Annotated in this window: 12 protein-coding genes; 7 read left to right on the top strand and 5 right to left on the bottom strand. The window is 56.2% G+C overall.

What is annotated here, in order from left to right:
• The first annotated feature begins 110 nt into the window (after window positions 1-110).
• Complete coding sequence (gene fabI, locus ACR8BF_RS09030; protein WP_179895652.1) at window positions 111-899, top strand: enoyl-ACP reductase FabI; 789 nt, start codon at window positions 111-113, stop codon at window positions 897-899.
• A gap of 217 nt (window positions 900-1,116) precedes the next feature.
• Complete coding sequence (locus ACR8BF_RS09025; protein ID WP_434745888.1) at window positions 1,117-2,229, top strand: CMD domain-containing protein; 1,113 nt, start codon at window positions 1,117-1,119, stop codon at window positions 2,227-2,229.
• Between the two features lie 5 nt (window positions 2,230-2,234).
• Here the strand turns inward: ACR8BF_RS09025 and ACR8BF_RS09020 are convergent, their stop codons facing one another.
• From ACR8BF_RS09020 to ACR8BF_RS09005, 4 genes are all read right to left on the bottom strand, one after another.
• Entirely contained in the window at window positions 2,235-3,131 is an 897-nt protein-coding gene (locus ACR8BF_RS09020; protein WP_434745928.1) for a LysR family transcriptional regulator, read from the bottom strand.
• Window positions 3,132-3,321: 190 nt separating this feature from the next.
• Entirely contained in the window at window positions 3,322-4,050 is a 729-nt protein-coding gene (locus tag ACR8BF_RS09015; RefSeq protein WP_434745887.1) for a YoaK family protein, read from the bottom strand.
• A gap of 153 nt (window positions 4,051-4,203) precedes the next feature.
• Window positions 4,204-5,748 (bottom strand): methyl-accepting chemotaxis protein, encoded by a 1,545-nt coding sequence (locus ACR8BF_RS09010; RefSeq protein WP_434745886.1) that lies wholly within the window; start codon window positions 5,746-5,748, stop codon window positions 4,204-4,206.
• A 186-nt stretch (window positions 5,749-5,934) separates the two neighbouring features.
• Window positions 5,935-7,521 (bottom strand): PTS transporter subunit EIIC, encoded by a 1,587-nt coding sequence (locus ACR8BF_RS09005; RefSeq protein WP_434745885.1) that lies wholly within the window; start codon window positions 7,519-7,521, stop codon window positions 5,935-5,937.
• Window positions 7,522-7,782: 261 nt separating this feature from the next.
• Here ACR8BF_RS09005 and ACR8BF_RS09000 point away from each other — a divergent pair, with 261 nt between their 5' ends.
• From ACR8BF_RS09000 to pdeR, 5 genes are all read left to right on the top strand, one after another.
• Window positions 7,783-10,086 carry an FdhF/YdeP family oxidoreductase gene (locus ACR8BF_RS09000; RefSeq protein ID WP_434745884.1) on the top strand — a complete coding sequence of 768 codons (2,304 nt, stop codon included), beginning with the start codon at window positions 7,783-7,785 and terminating at the stop codon, window positions 10,084-10,086.
• 112 nt (window positions 10,087-10,198) lie between these two features.
• Complete coding sequence (locus ACR8BF_RS08995) at window positions 10,199-12,133, top strand: exoribonuclease II (protein WP_434745883.1); 1,935 nt, start codon at window positions 10,199-10,201, stop codon at window positions 12,131-12,133.
• A 199-nt stretch (window positions 12,134-12,332) separates the two neighbouring features.
• Window positions 12,333-14,402, top strand: coding sequence for a carbon starvation CstA family protein (locus ACR8BF_RS08990; protein ID WP_434745882.1), 2,070 nt, complete (start codon window positions 12,333-12,335; stop codon window positions 14,400-14,402).
• A complete protein-coding gene (locus ACR8BF_RS08985) occupies window positions 14,395-14,685 on the top strand; it encodes a YbdD/YjiX family protein (protein ID WP_292992366.1) in 291 nt (96 codons plus the stop codon). The genes ACR8BF_RS08990 and ACR8BF_RS08985 overlap by 8 nt, the downstream gene beginning before the upstream one ends.
• Window positions 14,686-14,844: 159 nt before the next feature.
• Entirely contained in the window at window positions 14,845-16,830 is a 1,986-nt protein-coding gene (gene pdeR, locus ACR8BF_RS08980) for a cyclic di-GMP phosphodiesterase (protein ID WP_179895643.1), read from the top strand.
• 12 nt (window positions 16,831-16,842) lie between these two features.
• Here the strand turns inward: pdeR and ACR8BF_RS08975 are convergent, their stop codons facing one another.
• Complete coding sequence (locus tag ACR8BF_RS08975; protein ID WP_003853843.1) at window positions 16,843-17,709, bottom strand: crotonase/enoyl-CoA hydratase family protein; 867 nt, start codon at window positions 17,707-17,709, stop codon at window positions 16,843-16,845.
• Window positions 17,710-17,828 lie beyond the last annotated feature (119 nt).

Here is a 17,828-nt window from a genome sequence, read left to right as displayed (position 1 = left end):
GATTTACCTGATTTATGAGAGACGTGCTAGAATCCGCACGTCGATTAACGTCGGTCGCTTACTTATTAATCATGCGGCCGCCAACTACAATGACCATAAGGATTACAGCTATGGGTTTTCTTTCCGGTAAGCGCATTCTGATTACTGGCGTTGCCAGTAAACTTTCCATCGCCTACGGTATTGCACAGGCGATGCACAAACAGGGCGCAGAACTGGCTTTCACCTACCAGAACGACAAATTAAAAGGTCGTGTGGAAGAGTTTGCCAAAGATTTGGGTTCAGACATCGTGCTGCCATGTGACGTAGCCGAAGATGAGAGCATCAAATCGCTGTTCACTGAACTGGCAAAAACCTGGCCGAAATTTGACGGTTTCGTTCACTCAATCGGTTTCGCCCCTGGCGATCAGCTGGTTGGCGACTACGTGAACGCCGTTACCCGCGAAGGCTTTAAAATCGCGCACGATATCAGTGCTTACAGCTTCGTCGCGATGGCCAAAGAGTGCCGCGAGATGCTGAATCCACATTCTGCGCTGCTGACCCTTTCTTACCTGGGTGCTGAGCGCGCAATTCCGAACTATAACGTGATGGGTCTGGCGAAAGCGTCGCTGGAAGCTAACGTGCGTTACATGGCAAATGCCATGGGCCCGGAAGGCGTGCGTGTTAACGCCGTTTCAGCGGGTCCGATCCGCACCCTGGCGGCATCAGGCATCAAAGATTTCCGTAAGATGCTGGCACATTGCGAAGCGGTTACCCCGATTCGCCGTACCGTTACCATCGAAGATGTCGGCAACTCAGCAGCATTCCTCTGCTCTGACCTGGCTGGCGGCATTACCGGTGAAGTGGTACACGTTGATGGCGGCTTCAGCATCGCCGCAATGAACGAACTGGAACTGAAATAAGTTCTGCAAGGGCGAGCCTCGCTCGCCCTTCTCTCTGCTCCCGCCTCGCTCTTCCTGCCTGATTTCGCTCCCGTTATACCGTAACGCTATTAATTATCACCGATCATTCTTTTGCCCGGGACGGCCCATCAGCGACGATAAGCCTGCCCTTCGGTTTATGCATATTTTCAGATTTTGCCGCCTGCATGCCGAACCCGAATTTGCAAAAGGATTGATCATGGAACAACGCCGCTATCCGGGCCATAACCACTGGTTTTACGAGAGCCAGACCAGTCCACGTATCGCTCAGGCCGCACCGCTGGTACCCGAGGCCGCCCATATTGATGACCGTTTCCTGCTGGGATGTTACGCCGATAACACCGTCGTGGAGTCACTGCTTCATGCGAACCAGCCGGCCCTGCTGGCAGCGCGCGATCTGGCGCAATTACTTTTCCCGGATCGCGTGGCGACGTCACTGACCCATACCTTAACGCTTTACGATCGCCTCAGCACCGCGCTCACCGTGGCGCAGGTTGCGGGTGTGCAGCGGTTGTGTAATCACTACTCTGCCCGTCTCAATCCGTTGCCCGGACCTGACTCTTCGCGCGAAAGTAATAATCGTCTGACTCAGATTACGCAGTATGCGCGCCAGCTGGCGATGCAGCCTGAGCTGATTAACGCCAGCGCCATCACCGCCCTGGACGGGGTCGGCCTGACCGAACCCGATATTGTGACGCTGAATCAGGTCATCGGTTTTGTCAGTTATCAGGCGCGGGTGGTCGCCGGATTACAGGCGCTGCAGGCCCAGCCGGTACGCTGGCTGCCCGGCACCACTGCCCCTCCGGATGCGGATGCGACAGGTTTTGACCGGCCTGCACGCTGGCAACCGGTGCTGAAGCCGCTGGAGTTGCGTTATGCCAGTGCAGAGCAACTTGCTGCCGTTACCCGGTGTCAGTCACTGCCTGGCATGCAGGAGGCAGTATGGCTTCTGGCCCACGATCCCGCCGCGCTTTATGGCTGGGCGCAGCTGCGTCAGCATCTTTCGCATGACAACACGCTGGCTGAGGCAACTGTTGCCCGAATTCTGGGCAGTCGCTGGGCGTTCGGACTGCTGGAGGGAAATGAAGCTTTAATTGAGGGCGTGGATGATGCGGCTTTAAAAGCTGAAGAGCAGCAGATTATTGCGCTGGCAGCACAGCTGACCCGTTCACCTGAGCGATTCAGCGCGGCCCATCTGCAACCGCTGATGGAGGCGGGCTGGGAAGCTGAGGCGCTGTTCGCGCTGATTCAGAGCGTGGCGACAGGCAACTGGAACAGCCGCCTGTTTTACGCGCTTGGCGAGGCGCAGTAGCTGCGCTATACCGGCAGCAGGCCACGCGCTTCGTCGAAAAAATGCTGCGCCAGCGGTGTGGCACGGCCCGGTTCGGCAATCACCAGCGCCGCCTGGCGCGCCATCGGCGGCAGTGTAATCGCTCGCTGCTGCAATCCCTGACGTGATGCGGGCAGCAGATGCCCGACTGGCGAGACCAGTACACCCAGACCGACCTGTGCGCACTGCATCAGTTGCATAACTGAGGCGCTCTCCACAATCACCCGGGGCACCAGCGCCGCTTCACGAAAAGCCATATCGAGGTAGCGGCGGAAATAACGCGTTGGCTCCGCAAGGCAAAGAGGTTGTTGAGCCAGTTCATCCAGCGTCAGCGGGGTTTCGCCCATCAGCTCCGCGAAATGGTCAGGATGGAATATGGCTTCAACGCCCCGGTCTGCCAGCATCTCGGTCTGAAAATGGAGTTCCCGCAGGGTTGCCATCTCAAAAAAACCAATCCCGACATCCACGGTGTGGCTGTTGAGCGCTTCCAGCAGTTGGTCAGCACTCAGTACCGCAATACGGTAATCGAGCTGAGGGTAACGCGCCTGCACCGCTTTCAGCAGCAGCGGCAGTGCCATGCTGCACTGCGGTACCACGCCAACCCGCAGCGTGCCGTTCACCCCATGTTTCAGCGATTCGACTTCCAGCTTCAGCCCCTGATAGACCGACACGATCTCCCGCGCCCACGCCAGCACGCGATCGCCCTCTGGCGTAAATCCGGCAAAGTTATTGCTGCGGTTAATCAGCGGCAGGCCCAGCTCGCGCTCCAGATTTTTCAGGCGCATTGAGAGAGTTGGCTGTGTCACAAAACTGGCTTCCGCGGCCCGCCCGAAATGGCGTTCCCGCTCCAGGTTACATAAGTAGATCAGTTGTTTAATGTCGATGTTAATTATCCATCAGCAGGTTGAAGGCTGTTTGCGTCACTGTCTCACCGCCAGGGTTAACCAAAGTATAAGACTCAATGTTACCCTGCTCAGGTCCTGATGTTTTAACCGCACGGTTCATTTGCACTGGCGAAACATAAAATCAGGGCCAGGCACCACCCTGATTTTAACAGCAGAGGATAGTGCGCCATTAACGCACCGCACCCTGCTCTTTTGCTGGCTGAGTAAAAATAGCATTCAGCGCCAGGCAGATTAAACCGAACCCCACCGGCAGCAGGAAATCGTAGCTCAGCAGTCGGTAAAGCCCGATTCCGGCCATTCCCCCAGCGAGGAAAGCCAGCAGAGTCAGGCAGTGCAGTCGCAACCGTCCCAGATAAAGCGGCGCCTCTTTCGGTGACGCTTTACGCCGCAGCACCTCAAACAGCATCGCCAGCTCAATGCCGATATCGGTCGCCGTGCCGGAGATATGGGTGGTGCGAACACGGGCATCAGAGATCCGCGTAACGACCGCATTCTGCAGACCCATCAAAAAACTCAGGCTCATGATCAATACCACGCCAGGCGAAAGCGGCGGAAAGTGATTCTCAATCACGCCGAGCGCAATCAGCGCGGCGCCCTCAATCAGAATGACAAAGGCATAGATGGTGCGGATGTTTCTGCGGTGCCCGGCGTTAATGGCAAGCGTTGAACACACAGAACCGGCAATAAACAGCAGGACGATCGACAGAAAAAACAGGCCAGGCCCCAGATTCGCTTTTGCCAGATGATCGGACAGCAGCGAGACGTTCCCGGTCATGTTAGCTGAAAAAAAACCAACGCTCTCAAAGGCTGCAGTGTTCAGCGCGCCTGCTGCAGCGGCAAGCGTGCAGGCCAGTCGGGTATCGGCGCTGTTGCTGCGGGCAATGGTGCTAATGAGCATGACGACCCTGTTTTCAATGGAAAGCCCTATAATCTGCCGATTAACCCCTTGCTACAAGCCGCTGAATCAAACTCTCCCTTCTTTGTCATGCGTTGCTCAGCATCGGGGCATTCAGGGCTCCGCGCTGCATAAACTCAGCGCGGAGTGACCGGATTAATGGGTTGCCAGACGGAAGGTCGAGACCGACTGCGTCAGATACTGCACCTGTTCTTCCAGCGAGGCAGAGGCTGCGGCAGACTCCTGTACCAGCGCCGAGTTCTGCTGGGTGACGCTGTCCATCTCGGTGACTGCCTGTTCAATCTGACCGATGCCGCGACTCTGTTCATCAGACGCCGTGGAGATGTGCTCCATCAGCAGGTTCACGCGGCTGACCGAAGAGATAATTGCGCTCATCGCTTCTCCGGTCCGGCTGACCTGATCGGAACCGGCGTGAATGATGGAGACCGATTCTGCAATCAGTCCTTCAATTTCTTTGGCTGCGGTGGCGCTGCGCTGGGCCAGATTACGCACCTCGCCTGCCACTACCGCAAAGCCACGTCCCTGCTCACCCGCACGGGCAGCTTCGACTGCCGCGTTCAGCGCCAGAATATTGGTCTGGAAAGCGATGCTGTCGATCACGGTGGTAATCTCCTCAATCTTTTTCGAGCTGGCATTAATCAGCGCCATCGAAGTCACCACTTCCTGCGAGACTTTCTCACCGCTTTCCGCGTTTTTCACCGCTTCACTGGTAAGACGACAGGCTTCAAAGACGTTTTCCGTGTTCTGTTTCACCGTGGCCCCGAGCTGCTCCATGCTGGCCGCCGTTTCAGTCAGTGCGGCAGCCTGCTGTTCGGTACGCGAGGCGAGATCGATGTTACCTGCCGCAATCTCCTGCGAGGCGGTAGAAACGGAGCGGGTCGAATCACGGACCTGGAGAATAATGGTGGTCAGCGCGCTGCGCATCTGCTCAAGCGAGCCCATCAGCAGCTGAATTTCACTGCGTGAACCCGGTTTGACCGGCACGGTTGCATCCAGCACACCCGCCGCAATCAGCTTGCAGTGTTCCTGCGCATCATTAATTGGCGACAGCACATAGCGCTTTATGAAGAGATAAATGGCAACGATGATGGCGAAAAACAGCACGCCAAACAGACCCAGCAGGGTAATGCCGGAGGTGAAGTGGCTTTGTGCGTCGCTGTTCAACTTTTTGGCATAGGTTTCATGCTGCGCCAGTACCCGATCCAGGATGATTTCATACTGACGATCGAGGCGAACCACGTTGGGGATGTGACTTTTAAAGCGTACCTGATCGTGTGCTTCTGCCGCATCAATCAGCGGCTGCAGCCCCTGCTGACGATAGGCCAGATAAGCCTGACTATAAGCATCAGCCTCGGCCTCTTCGCCCGGCAAACGCGGCGCATTCATGTAGGCCTGGAATGCGGCATCGGCTTTGCCTGCCACGATCCGCACGCTGTCCAGTGTAGCGGGATTGTTCGTATCGCTGCCCTCAATCTCCTTCATGTACTCCATCAGACGGACACGCAGCGTGCGGCTGTGGTTGATCGGGTCAATGACCGAGAGCACCACGCGGATCTCTTTGTTAACCGCATTCAGGGAGTGATTGCTTTGAATCAGCAGCCAGGTACTGATCGCTACGCTGGTGAGAAACAATGCCAGCAGAAAGGAGAAAATAATCAGGGAAGATTTTTTTAACGACATGACTCAGTTCCAATAATCGGGAGGATGAGTCGCTATATCGGCAGAAAGATGCGGCCCATTAGGGTCATGCTTTTTTTAGTTACAATAAGCGGGAGGGCAGCGGCCTGTATCTGTGCACTAAAAGGCGCTAACCACCTGCATGCACCAGGCGGTTAGCTGGGTAATGAAGTCTGAAGCAGATTGTCGTTACGCGACGCCCAGCGCCGTTTTCACCTCGTTAGCGATCTTCTCAACCTGCGGGCCGTAGATCACCTGAACATCGTGCTCGCTGACGCGATTAACGCCGTTGGCACCTGTGCTTATTAGCGTCTGATCGACGACCTGATTCATCTCTTTGACCCGCACCCGCAATCGGGTAAAGCAGCAATCGACATCCTCGATGTTGGCCTGCCCGCCCAGTCCGCTGATGATCACCTGCGTCCGCTCATCTGCGGCGACCTGTTGGGGTTTCTCATCTTCCGATTCACGACCCGGCGTTTCGACGTTCATCCGGGTGATTACCAGCCGGAACGCGTAGTAGTAGATTGGCGCATAGATCACGCCCAGCGCCAGCGTCCACCACCAGTGCGTTTTCGCGCCGCCCAGCATGCCGAATACCACCAGGTCGATGACGCCGCCCTGCACGTTGCCGATCATCAGATGCAGCATCGACATCAGCATAAACGACAGGCCGGTCAGGAAAGCGTGCAGCAGGTAGAGCACCGGTGAAACGAAGATAAAGCAGAACTCCAGCGGTTCCGTAATGCCCGTGGTAAAAGAAGTCAGCGCCCCCGCCATCACCAGCGCTTTGACTCGCTGTTTATGCTCGGGCCGCGCGGTGTGATAAATCGCCAGTGCCGCCGCGGGCAGGCCAAACATCATCACCGGAATCTTGCCCTGTGCCAGAAACTGCGTGGCGGTGCGCAGCGTCTCATCGGGGATCGAGCCCGGATGGGTCAGCGAGGCATTAAAGATGTTCAGCGCACCGACAATCGTCTGACCATCCACCACCGCCATGCCGCCAATCGGCGTGAAGCGCACCGTTTCGTTGAGAATATGATGCAGACCAGTGGGAATCAAAATGCGCTCAAAGGTCCCCAACAGAAACGCGCCATACTGGCCGCTTTTGCCAATCATCTGGCCTATCCAGGCGATACCGTTGCCAATCGTCGGCCAGACCAGCGCCAGCAGCACCCCCACCAGCGGCAGACAGACCACGGTGACGATTGGCACAAAACGCCGTCCACCGAAGAAGCTGATTGCCGTGGGCAGTTGCTGGGTATAGAAGCGATTATGCAGCACCACTGTGATCAGTCCGGCTATCACCCCGCCCAGTACACTCATGTTGTAGGTAAAGACACCGAGCATACTGATGTATTCCGCCGAGGTCATCATGGCGGTGGTCTGATCCATCCCCGCCTGCTGCAGAGCGGCCGGTGTGGTAGTGGCGGCCGTGATCCCTTTGGCCGCCAGCGTGGCGCTGATACCCACGTTCATTACGATATAGCCAATCACTGCAGCAAAGGCGGCGGTGGGCTTTTCCGCTTTCGCCAGTCCGATAGCACTCGCTACCGCAAAGAAGACCGGCAGGTTAGCGAACAGCGCGCCGGCGACCTTGCGAATAAAGCCAATGATTAATTGCGGCACCTGCATCTGCGCAAAGGCATCGCCAGTCACCGCGGGGTTCTGCATCGCTGCCGCCAGACCGAGAAAAATACCGGCGGCCGCGATGACCGAGATTGGCATCATCAACGCTTTGCCAAACGCATGGATCTGACTGGTCAGCTGTTTCATGGAGTCGCGCCCTCTCTGATTGTGAACAGCAAGTATTAGCCTGTTGTGAGGAGAACTCCCGTTATCACCAGGTTAAAGGCGGGTAAAATCTGACCACCATCACATTTCTGGCCGATGCACGATAAACGCCAGCTATCGCACCATTATGTCAATCAATTAGACAAGGTATGAGGATAACTGCAGACTTCCCTTCACCATCAGGCTATAACCTGATAACAAACATCAAACAATAATTCCTACTATAAAAAGCCTGCACTCAATATGAAATTTAAACGCCAAATCAAACCCTATCGCGCGGCTGCGGGCGGCTGGGGTTCACTGGAAGCCACTACGCGTTTCGTTCTTGACAGCAAAGCGGCCCTGAAAAATATGCGCAACCTGATGCGCATGAACAAAGCACGCGGTTTTGACTGTCCAGGCTGCGCCTGGGGTGATGACAATAAAAGTACATTCAGCTTCTGCGAGAACGGCGCTAAAGCGGTCACGTGGGAAGCGACACGCCGTATGGTCGACACCGACTTTTTCGCTAAACATAGCGTGACCACGCTCTATACCCAGAGTGATTACTTCCTGGAGTATCAGGGGCGTCTGACCCATCCGCTGCGCTACAACGCGGAAACCGACCACTATGAGCCGATCAGCTGGGATGATGCGTTTGCGCTGATCGCGCAGCACATCAAGGCAATGGATCATCCGAACCAGATGGAGCTCTACACCTCGGGTCGCGCCAGCAATGAAGCCTCCTGGCTCTATCAGCTGTTTGGTCGCCTGATGGGGACCAATAACTTCCCTGACTGCTCCAACATGTGCCACGAAGCCAGCGGCACCGGCCTGAAGCGCAGCATTGGCGTCGGTAAAGGCACCATTCGTCTGGATGATTTCGACCACGCCGATGCCATTTTTGTCTTCGGTCAGAATCCCGGCACCAACCATCCGCGTATGCTGCACAGCCTGCGTCATGCCGCCGATCACGGTGCGAAAATCGTTACCTTCAATACCCTGCGCGAGCGCGGTCTGGAACGTTTTGCCGATCCGCAGAAGCCGCTGGAAGTTGTCACCTCGAAAGCGGGCAACATCAGCTCCTCCTATTATCAGCCGAACCTGGGCGGTGATATGGCGGCGGTGCGCGGCATGGTGAAGTCGCTGCTGGAGACCCATCGCGCGCGTCTGGAAGCGGGTGAAAGTGGTCTGTTTGACCAGACCTTTATCAATGCCAAAACCAACGGCATTGAGGCCTATCTCGACGCGGTGGATAACACCAGCTGGATGCAGATTGTGGCGCAGTCTGGCCTGACGCAGGCGCAGATCCGTGAAGCTGCGGCGATCTACCAGAGCGCTGACCGGGTGATCTGTACCTGGGCAATGGGCATCACCCAGCACAAACACTCTGTCGACACGGTTCGTGAAATCACTAACCTGCAGTTGCTGTTTGGTCAGCTGGGCAAAAAAGGCGCAGGCCTCTGCCCGGTTCGCGGTCACAGCAACGTGCAGGGCAACCGTACCATGGGCATTGATGAGAAACCGGCTAAAGCCTTCCTGGACGCGCTGGGTAATCATTTCAGTTTCGAGCCACCGCGTGCGCCAGGCCACAACACCGTTGAAGCGCTGAACGCGATGCTGCGTGATGAAGTGAAAGTGCTGATCGCGCTGGGTGGCAACCTGGCCGCGGCTGCGCCGGATTCACCGCGCACCGAAGAGGCGATGTCACGCTGTGGTCTGACCGTGCATATCAGCACCAAACTGAACCGCAGCCATCTGGTGCCGGGTCACGAAGGTCTGATTCTGCCGACCCTGGGCCGCACCGAACGCGATCTGCAGGCGACCGGCAATCAGTTTATTACCGTGGAAGATTCTTTCAGCATGGTGCACGCCTCTGAAGGAATCGGTATTCCGCTGGCGGAAACACAGCGCTCTGAGACCTGGATTGTTGCCGGTATCGCGCAGGCGGTGCTGGGTGATGAAAAGGTGAAATGGCGCGAGCTGGCCGGTGATTACAACCTGATCCGTGAGCACATCGCTGCGACGATTCCGGGCTTTGCCGATTTCAACGCCAAATGCGATATTCCAGGCGGTTTCTATCTGGGTAATGCGGCAGCCGAGTTGCGCTTTAATACGCCGAGCCAGAAAGCGGAGTTCAACGCCTCAGCGCTGCCAGCCTCGCTGTTCCCGACGCTGGATCAGGACGTGCCATTTACGCTGCAGACGCTGCGTTCACACGACCAGTACAACACGACCATTTACGGCCTTGATGACCGTTATCGTGGCGTGTTTGGTCAGCGGGAAGTGGTGTTCATCAACCCGGACGATATGGCAGACCTGGGCTTCACCGAAGGCCAGAATGTCGATATCGAAACACTGTGGAATGATGGCATTACCCGTCGCGTCAGCGGCTTCAAACTGGTTCCTTACAATATTCCGCGCGGTAACCTTGCGGCCTATTACCCGGAAACTAACCCGCTGGTCCCGCTGAACAGCTTCGGTGATGACAGCGGCACACCGACCTCTAAATCGGTACCGGTTAAGCTGGAACTCTCTGAAGCACTGGCCGATCAGCGCATTGCCTGATAGCCCCTTCACCACTCCCTGAAAAGCCGGTTCGTCCGGCTTTTTGCCTTGCCGCGCGGCGTCGATTCGCGTAAAACTGTCAGCCGCAATCAGGCCACGAAACGTAAAAATTATGTTCCAGGATAACCCGCTGCTCGCGCAGCTGAAACAAAAGCTCCATTCGCAAACGCCTCGTGCTGAAGGCGTTGTTAAAGGCACCGAGAAAGGCTTCGGCTTTCTTGAAGTCGATGCGCAGAAAAGTTACTTCATTCCGCCTCCGCAGATGAAGAAAGTGATGCATGGCGACCGTATTACCGCCGTGATCCACAGCGATAAAGATCGCGAAAGCGCTGAGCCGGAAACCCTGGTTGAGCCGTTCCTGACCCGCTTTGTTGGCCGGGTCCAGAAGAAAGATGATCGCCTGTCGATTGTGCCGGATCATCCTCTGCTGAAGGATGCTATCCAGTGTCGCCCTGCGCGCGATGTCAGCCATGAGTTTGAGAATGGCGACTGGGCAGTAGCAGAAATGCGTCGCCATCCATTAAAAGGCGATCGCGGATTTTATGCCGAACTTACCGATTTTATCGTCAAAGCAGATGACCATCTGGCGCCATGGTGGGTGACGCTGTCGCGTCACAACCTTGAGCGTGAAGCGCCCGATGTCAGTTTTGGCGAGATGATGGATGAAAATCTGACGCGTGAAGATCTGACCGCGCTGGATTTCGTTACCATCGACAGCGCCAGCACCCAGGATATGGATGATGCGCTCTATGTCGACGCGCAGGAAGATGGCAGCCTGCGTCTGACCATCGCTATCGCCGATCCAACCGCCTATGTAGCAGAAGGCAGTCAGCTCGATAAGCTCGCGGCGCAGCGTGCGTTTACCAACTACCTGCCGGGCTTCAACATCCCGATGCTGCCGCGCGAACTCTCTGATGATGTCTGCTCGCTGCGTCCGAATGTGCGTCGTCCGGCGCTGGCCTGCCGCGTCACTGTGGCAGCCGATGGCACCTTAGGTGATGACGTTGAGTTCTTCGCTGCCTGGATCGAGTCCAAAGCCAAGCTGGCTTATGACGACGTCTCTGACTGGCTGGAAAACAGCGGGACCTGGCAGCCGGAGAGTGAGGCGATTGCTGAACAGATTCGTCTGCTGCATCGCCTCTGTCTGGCACGCTGCGAGTGGCGCCAGACCCACGCGCTGGTGTTTAAAGACCGTCCGGATTACCGCTTCCTGCTGGGTGAGAAAGGCGAAGTGCTGGAGATCGTGGCTGAACCTCGTCGCATCGCCAACCGCATTGTCGAAGAGTCAATGATTCTGGCGAACGTCTGCGCGGCGAAAGTGCTGCGTGATCGTCTCGGCTTTGGTATCTACAACGTCCATGCCGGTTTCGATGCCACGAATGCTGAACAGGCTGCCGCCGTGCTGGCCAATCACGGTATTACCGTGGATGCGCAGGCGATCACCACGCTGGAGGGTTTCCGCGTGCTGCGCCGTGAGCTGGACGCCCTGCCGACGCAGTTCCTTGACAGCCGAATCCGCCGTTTCCAGACCTTCGCAGAGATCAGCACCGAGCCAGGCCCGCACTTCGGCCTGGGCCTTGAGGCGTATGCCACCTGGACGTCACCGATTCGTAAGTTCGGCGACATGATCAACCATCGTCTGCTGAAAGCGATTATTCGCGGCGAGCAGGTTGCGCGTCCGGACGATGCGCTGACGGTAACGATGAGTGAGCGCCGTCGCCTGAACCGCATGGCGGAGCGTGACGTGGGTGACTGGCTCTACGCCCGTTATCTGGCACCGTTTGCAGCCACCGACCGCCGCTTCAGCGCTGAGATTATTGATGTCTCGCGCGGCGGCATGCGTGTTCGTCTGGTCGAGTTTGGCGCGGTCGCCTTTATCCCGGCACCGTTCATTCACGCGGTGCGTGATGAGCTGGTTCTCAGCCAGGAAAATGGCAGCGTCCAGATCAAAGGTGAAGTGGTTTACCGTGTCACTGACGTGATTGATGTCACCATCGCCGAAGTCCGCATGGAAACCCGCAGCGTCGTGGCCCGTCCCGCCGTCTGAATCACGCCTGTTTAAACCGTCAATCTGGCGGGATAACTGAGTTATCCCGCCTGTTCCCGCCTCGCCCGCATGGCAAAAAAGTTAAATTTGTACCCCGCTTCACACTTCTCCACTGATTAACTTTCACTTACATTCCATTACATTAAGTTTAACTCGTTGTTTTCGATCGCCTTCCCTCGGTCCTCACAAGGAGTTAGTCATGAAAAACGTCAAAACCAGTGCGATCTGGTTAGTGGTGGCGTTAATCGGCGCGGGCGCTTTCGCCATGCTGGCCCTCAGCCGCGGCGAACACGTCAACGCAGTCTGGCTGGTGATAGCCGCTGTCGCCTGTTACAGCATCGCGTATCGCTTCTACAGCCTGTTTATCGCCCGCAATATTTTCGAACTGGATGACCGCCGGATGACGCCTGCCGAGCGGCTGAGCGACGGGCTGGATTATGTCCCGACCAATAAATGGGTGCTGTTTGGCCACCACTTCGCGGCCATAGCCGGTGCCGGTCCGCTGGTCGGTCCGATTCTGGCGGCGCAGATGGGCTTTCTGCCGGGCACCATCTGGATTCTGGTCGGGGTAATGCTGGCCGGCGCGGTCCAGGATTTCCTGATCCTGTTTATCTCCACCCGCCGTGATGGCCGTTCACTGGGCGAGATGGCGCGGCAGGAACTGGGCGCGTTTGCCGGTGTGGTGACGATGCTCGGCGCACTGGGCGTGATGATCATTATCCTGTCGGCGCTGGCGCTGGTCGTCGTGAAGGCGCTGGCGAACAGCCCGTGGGGCTTGTTTACCATTGCAGCGACCATTCCGATTGCGCTGTTTATGGGCATCTACATGCGCTTTATCCGCCCGGGTAAAATCGCCGAGGTGTCACTGATTGGCTTTGTGCTGATGATGGCGGCGATTATCTATGGTGGCAATGTGGCACAACATCCATACTGGGGCCCCTTCTTTACGCTCAAGGGCACCTCGCTGACCTGGGTGCTGGTGATCTACGGCTTTATTGCCTCGGTGCTGCCGGTGTGGCTGCTGCTGGCGCCGCGCGACTACCTTTCGACCTTCCTGAAAATCGGCGTGATTGTCGGTCTGGCGGTGGGTATCGTTTTCGCCATGCCAGAAATGAAAATGCCGGCAGTCACCAAATTCATCGACGGTACCGGCCCGGTATTCTCCGGCGCGATGTTCCCGTTCCTGTTTATTACAATTGCCTGTGGCGCAATCTCCGGCTTCCACGCACTGGTCTCCAGCGGCACCACGCCAAAACTGGTGGAGCGGGAAAGCCATATTCGCTTTATTGGCTATGGCGCGATGCTGATGGAGTCCTTTGTGGCGATCATGGCGCTGATTTGTGCTTCGGTGCTGGATCCAGGCGTCTACTTTGCCATGAACTCACCTGCCGCGCTGATTGGCACCACGGTTGAAAGCGCCTCGCAGGTGATCAATGGCTGGGGCTTTGTCGTTACACCTGAAATGCTGAGTGGTATCGCCCGCGACGTGGGTGAAGGCTCAATTCTGTCCCGCGCAGGTGGCGCGCCGACCTTTGCCGTTGGAATGGCACACATCATCACCGAAATCTTTAACAGCCGGGCGATGATGGCCTTCTGGTATCACTTCGCCATTCTGTTTGAGGCGCTGTTCATCCTGACGGCCGTTGATGCCGGTACCCGCGCCTGCCGTTTTATGGTGCAGGATCTGGTGGGCACCGTGGTGCCGTCTATGGCGAACAACCGCTCCTGGCTCGGCAATATGGCAGGCACGACCGTTGCGGTCGCGGGCTGGGGCTTCTTTGTCTATCAGGGTGTGGTCGATCCGCTTGGTGGAATTAACACCCTGTGGCCCCTGTTTGGTATCGGTAACCAGATGCTGGCGTCGATGGCGCTGATTCTCGGTACCGTCGTGCTGTTCAAAATGAAAAAGCAGCGTTACGCCTGGGTGACCATCCTGCCGACCGTCTGGTTGTTTATCACGTCGATGACCGCGGGCTGGCAGAAAATCTTCCATGAGAAACCGTCTATCGGCTTCCTGGCACAGGCAAATAAATTCCGCAAAGGGCTGGATGAAGGCGTAATCATCGCGCCAGCAAAAAGCGTGGCGGATATGCAGACCATTGTATTCAGCAATCAGATTAACGCCGCGTTGTGTGCCTTCTTTATGCTGGTGGCGGTCACGATGCTGATCTCGGCATTCTTTGTGATTCGTCGTGCGCTGAACAGTACGGTGCCAACTACCAGTGAGACGCCAGTGGCACTGCGCAGCAAGGAGGTGCGTCATGTCTGATGCTCTCTGCCAGGCCCACCGACCAAAGGGAAAGTGGCAGATTATCCGCTGCCACCCAGCCGCTCCGGCACAGCCACAGGCGTTCAGCTGGCGCGAATTCTGGCGCGGCCTGCAACAGTGCTTTCGCTTAATGGTCGGGGTGCAGGATTATCAAAAATATCTGCAGCATATGCGACTGCATCATCCCAATCAGTTGCCGATGAATGAGCGGGATTTTCATCGGTACTGTCTGGACGCACGCTTCCCAAGCCAGGCGGGTAAACTGGGCAAATGTCCTTGCTGACGGCACTCTACAGCCCCGACACATCGGGGCTTTTTTGTGCCATTCTTATCTGGATGGGAAAATATATTCGGTTTGCATCTTGTGCTTGCATGAGATGATGAATACTGTTGCTAAAATAATGAGATAACGCCTGCAGAGCACTTCCCGGAGGAAGTTTCCATGACCGATGAACAAGGGCAAACGTTGTTGTACACGCTATTTGGTACAACCAGCCCTCATTGGCGTCTGACCGCGGACAGCGATGCGTTGCATTTTGCCGAAGATGAGTCGTCAAAAACCAATATCGCCCTCCCGTTAACACCCGGCCAGGCTGCAATAATCCGCGCAATGCCGGTTATCACCTCAAGTATCAATCTGAGCATAACTTTGCAGGGCATTGATGTGCCAATGCATTTTGTCGGGCGCAAAGTGAACCAGGCCTCCTGGGCCGGAACAGCCTCGGCCTGGGGTGATACGTCTGCGGTCGCCCGCGACTTAACCCTGGGACTTTCATTCGCCGAACAGGTCGTTTCTGAAGCCAATTCCGTCATTGTGATCCTCGATCAGCGCGGCAATATTCAGCGATTTAACCGCCTGAGTGAAGAATATACCGGTCTGAATGAGCATGAGGTTATTGGCCGGAATGTCTTTCAGTTGTTTATGACCAAACAGGAAGCCTCACAGTCACGACGCAACATTGCGGGCTTCTTCCGTGACGGTAACTCTTACGAAGTCGAACGCTGGGTTAAAACCAAAAAGGGCCAGCGACTGTTCTTGTTTCGTAATAAGTTTGTTCACAGCGGCAGTGGCAAAAATGAAATTTTCCTCATCTGTTCTGGCACAGACATAACCGAGGAGCGACGGGCCCAGGAACGGCTTCGGGTGCTGGCAAACACCGATACGGTGACCGGATTGCCTAATCGTAACGCCATTCATCAACAGATAAGCCTGGCACTGGAGCGCGCGGAGAGCGATGAAACCGGCGTGGTCTATCTCGATCTCGATAATTTTAAAAAAGTGAATGACGCCTACGGTCATATGTTTGGCGACCAGTTACTTCAGGCCGTCTCACTGGCGATTCTTAGCTGTCTGGGCAAAGATCAGACTCTGGGTCGTCTGGGTGGCGATGAGTTTGTAGTGCTGGCTGAGCACACCAGCCAGGCGGCACTTGAGGCGATGTCCTCCCGCATTCTTGAGCGCCTGCGTCAGCCTTTCCGTATCGGATTGATTGAAGTTTACAGCGGCTGCTCAATCGGGATTGCGTTCGCGCCGCTGCATGGCGAAGATCGCGAGAGCCTGATTCGCAACGCGGATACCGCGATGTATCACGCCAAAGAGAACGGTCGCGGCAAGTTCTGTGTCTTTGCGGCCGAGATGAATCAGCGGGTTTTTGAATACCTGTGGCTGGACACCAACCTGCGCAAGGCGCTGGAGCTGGATCATCTGCTGGTTCATTACCAGCCGAAGATCGACAGCGATGGTCAGGTCCGCAGCGCCGAAGCTCTGGTGCGCTGGAACTCACCTGAGCGCGGCCTGGTCTCGCCCGCAGATTTCATACCCTATGCCGAAGAGTCGGGACTGATTGTCCCGCTGGGGCGCTGGGTGATGCTTAACGTGCTGAAGCAGATTATCCTCTGGCGCCAGCAGGGCATTTTCCTGCGCGTCGCCGTCAACGTGTCGGCACGTCAACTGATCGATCAAAGTATCTACACCGACCTGAAACAGGCGTTGCACGAGTCAAATGTCACTGACTGCCCGATTGATATTGAGCTCACCGAAAGCTGCCTGATTGAGAATGAAGCCGAAGCACTACGGCTGATGAAGCAGTTTCAGGAGCTGGGCGCTCAGGTTCATCTGGATGACTTTGGCACCGGTTACTCGTCGCTTTCACAGCTTGCACGTGTGCCGATCAATGCCATTAAGCTGGACCAGAGCTTTATCCGTGATATTAACAAGCAGCCGGTTTCACAATCGCTGGTACGAGCTATCGTCGCCGTCGCCAAGGCGCTCGATTTGCAGGTGATCGCGGAAGGTATTGAGACGTCGGATGAAGAGGCCTTTGTCCTCAAAAGTGGTGTCGATGGGCGTCAGGGTTACTATTATGCAAAACCAATGCCCGCAGAACAATTTGGGCATTGGCTGGCTAAGCATCCTGCCCGCGTTTAACGCTGGTTCAGATTATCCCGCTTTACGCAGTGATGCGCTGTGGCGGTTTTGTAACTGGACCAGGCGTTCCATGTAAGCAATGTCTTTGGGTTCGATGGTAAACGCATAATCGACCCAGTCTTCTGTGATATCCATCAGCTCAGCGCGTGACAATTGCAGCACGCGCTGACGCGCTTTCAGCATCGCCCGCACGCCATTGAGTTTTGGCCGTAACGTATCGATAAAAGTGCGTGTAGCGCGATAGCTATCGCCCGGCTGGAAAACTTTATCCACCAGCCCGCGCGTCTCATACCACTCCGCGCTATGGGATTCCCCTTCACAGATCAGCTCCTCGGCCAGTTTCATGCCGGAACGACGCGCCACCAGCGAGTAGCCGCCCATGCCGGGAAAAAGGTTGAAAGCAATTTCCGGGAAGCCCATCCGCGCGTTGTTCTGCGCCAGAATGAAGTGGTGCGCCAGCGCCGCTTCGAATCCACCGCCTAACGCACTGCCCTCAATCATCGCCAGCGTTACCGCGCCGGTATCAAAACCGCGTGCTGCAGAATGGATGCAGTCAACACAGGCACGGGCATAGGCACGTAACGCCTCACGGCGGTTATTGCGAATGCACTCGACGAAGAAGCGCAGATCGCCACCCGCGTTGAACATCTGCGGTACCAGTGACCCGGTGACCCAAAAATCGATTGGCAGACCGGAACGCTGAGCGGCGTAGCTCAGGTTCATAATCTCCTCAATCAGTTCATGGTTGAAGCTCGGACGGGGTTGTGCACGCAACATCATCCACATGGTACGACGCCCTTCTTCGTAATAGGCGACTAACTGTGTGGTGTTGCCAACTTCGGTAAATAATCTGCACGTTGCTTGGTTAATAACTGTCATTGTCTCATCCTCTGTTTATATTTTGATGCGTTAAATACGCCACATCAGCGTAATGCAGAGTGAGGCCAGACCAAATGAGAGATTGATTTACAACACAAAATCCAGAGTGATCCCCGACT

Source organism: Candidatus Pantoea rara, assembly GCF_051136265.1.
In the GTDB taxonomy this organism is placed as follows: Bacteria; Pseudomonadota; Gammaproteobacteria; order Enterobacterales; family Enterobacteriaceae; genus Pantoea; species Pantoea rara.
Note: the sequence above shows the minus strand (reverse complement) of the source record. Positions and strands in the feature narration are given on the sequence as shown.

Excerpts from the sequence above, each read along its gene's own strand:
- fabI (WP_179895652.1), top strand. The coding sequence starts at position 111 with ATGGGTTTTCTTTCCGGTAAGCGCATTCTGATTACTGGCGTTGCCAGT.
- ACR8BF_RS09025 (WP_434745888.1), top strand. The coding sequence starts at position 1,117 with ATGGAACAACGCCGCTATCCGGGCCATAACCACTGGTTTTACGAGAGC.
- ACR8BF_RS09015 (WP_434745887.1), bottom strand. The coding sequence starts at position 4,050 with ATGCTCATTAGCACCATTGCCCGCAGCAACAGCGCCGATACCCGACTG.
- ACR8BF_RS09010 (WP_434745886.1), bottom strand. The coding sequence starts at position 5,748 with ATGTCGTTAAAAAAATCTTCCCTGATTATTTTCTCCTTTCTGCTGGCA.
- ACR8BF_RS09005 (WP_434745885.1), bottom strand. The coding sequence starts at position 7,521 with ATGAAACAGCTGACCAGTCAGATCCATGCGTTTGGCAAAGCGTTGATG.
- ACR8BF_RS09000 (WP_434745884.1), top strand. The coding sequence starts at position 7,783 with ATGAAATTTAAACGCCAAATCAAACCCTATCGCGCGGCTGCGGGCGGC.
- ACR8BF_RS08995 (WP_434745883.1), top strand. The coding sequence starts at position 10,199 with ATGTTCCAGGATAACCCGCTGCTCGCGCAGCTGAAACAAAAGCTCCAT.
- ACR8BF_RS08990 (WP_434745882.1), top strand. The coding sequence starts at position 12,333 with ATGAAAAACGTCAAAACCAGTGCGATCTGGTTAGTGGTGGCGTTAATC.
- ACR8BF_RS08985 (WP_292992366.1), top strand. The coding sequence starts at position 14,395 with ATGTCTGATGCTCTCTGCCAGGCCCACCGACCAAAGGGAAAGTGGCAG.
- pdeR (WP_179895643.1), top strand. The coding sequence starts at position 14,845 with ATGACCGATGAACAAGGGCAAACGTTGTTGTACACGCTATTTGGTACA.
- ACR8BF_RS08975 (WP_003853843.1), bottom strand. The coding sequence starts at position 17,709 with ATGACAGTTATTAACCAAGCAACGTGCAGATTATTTACCGAAGTTGGC.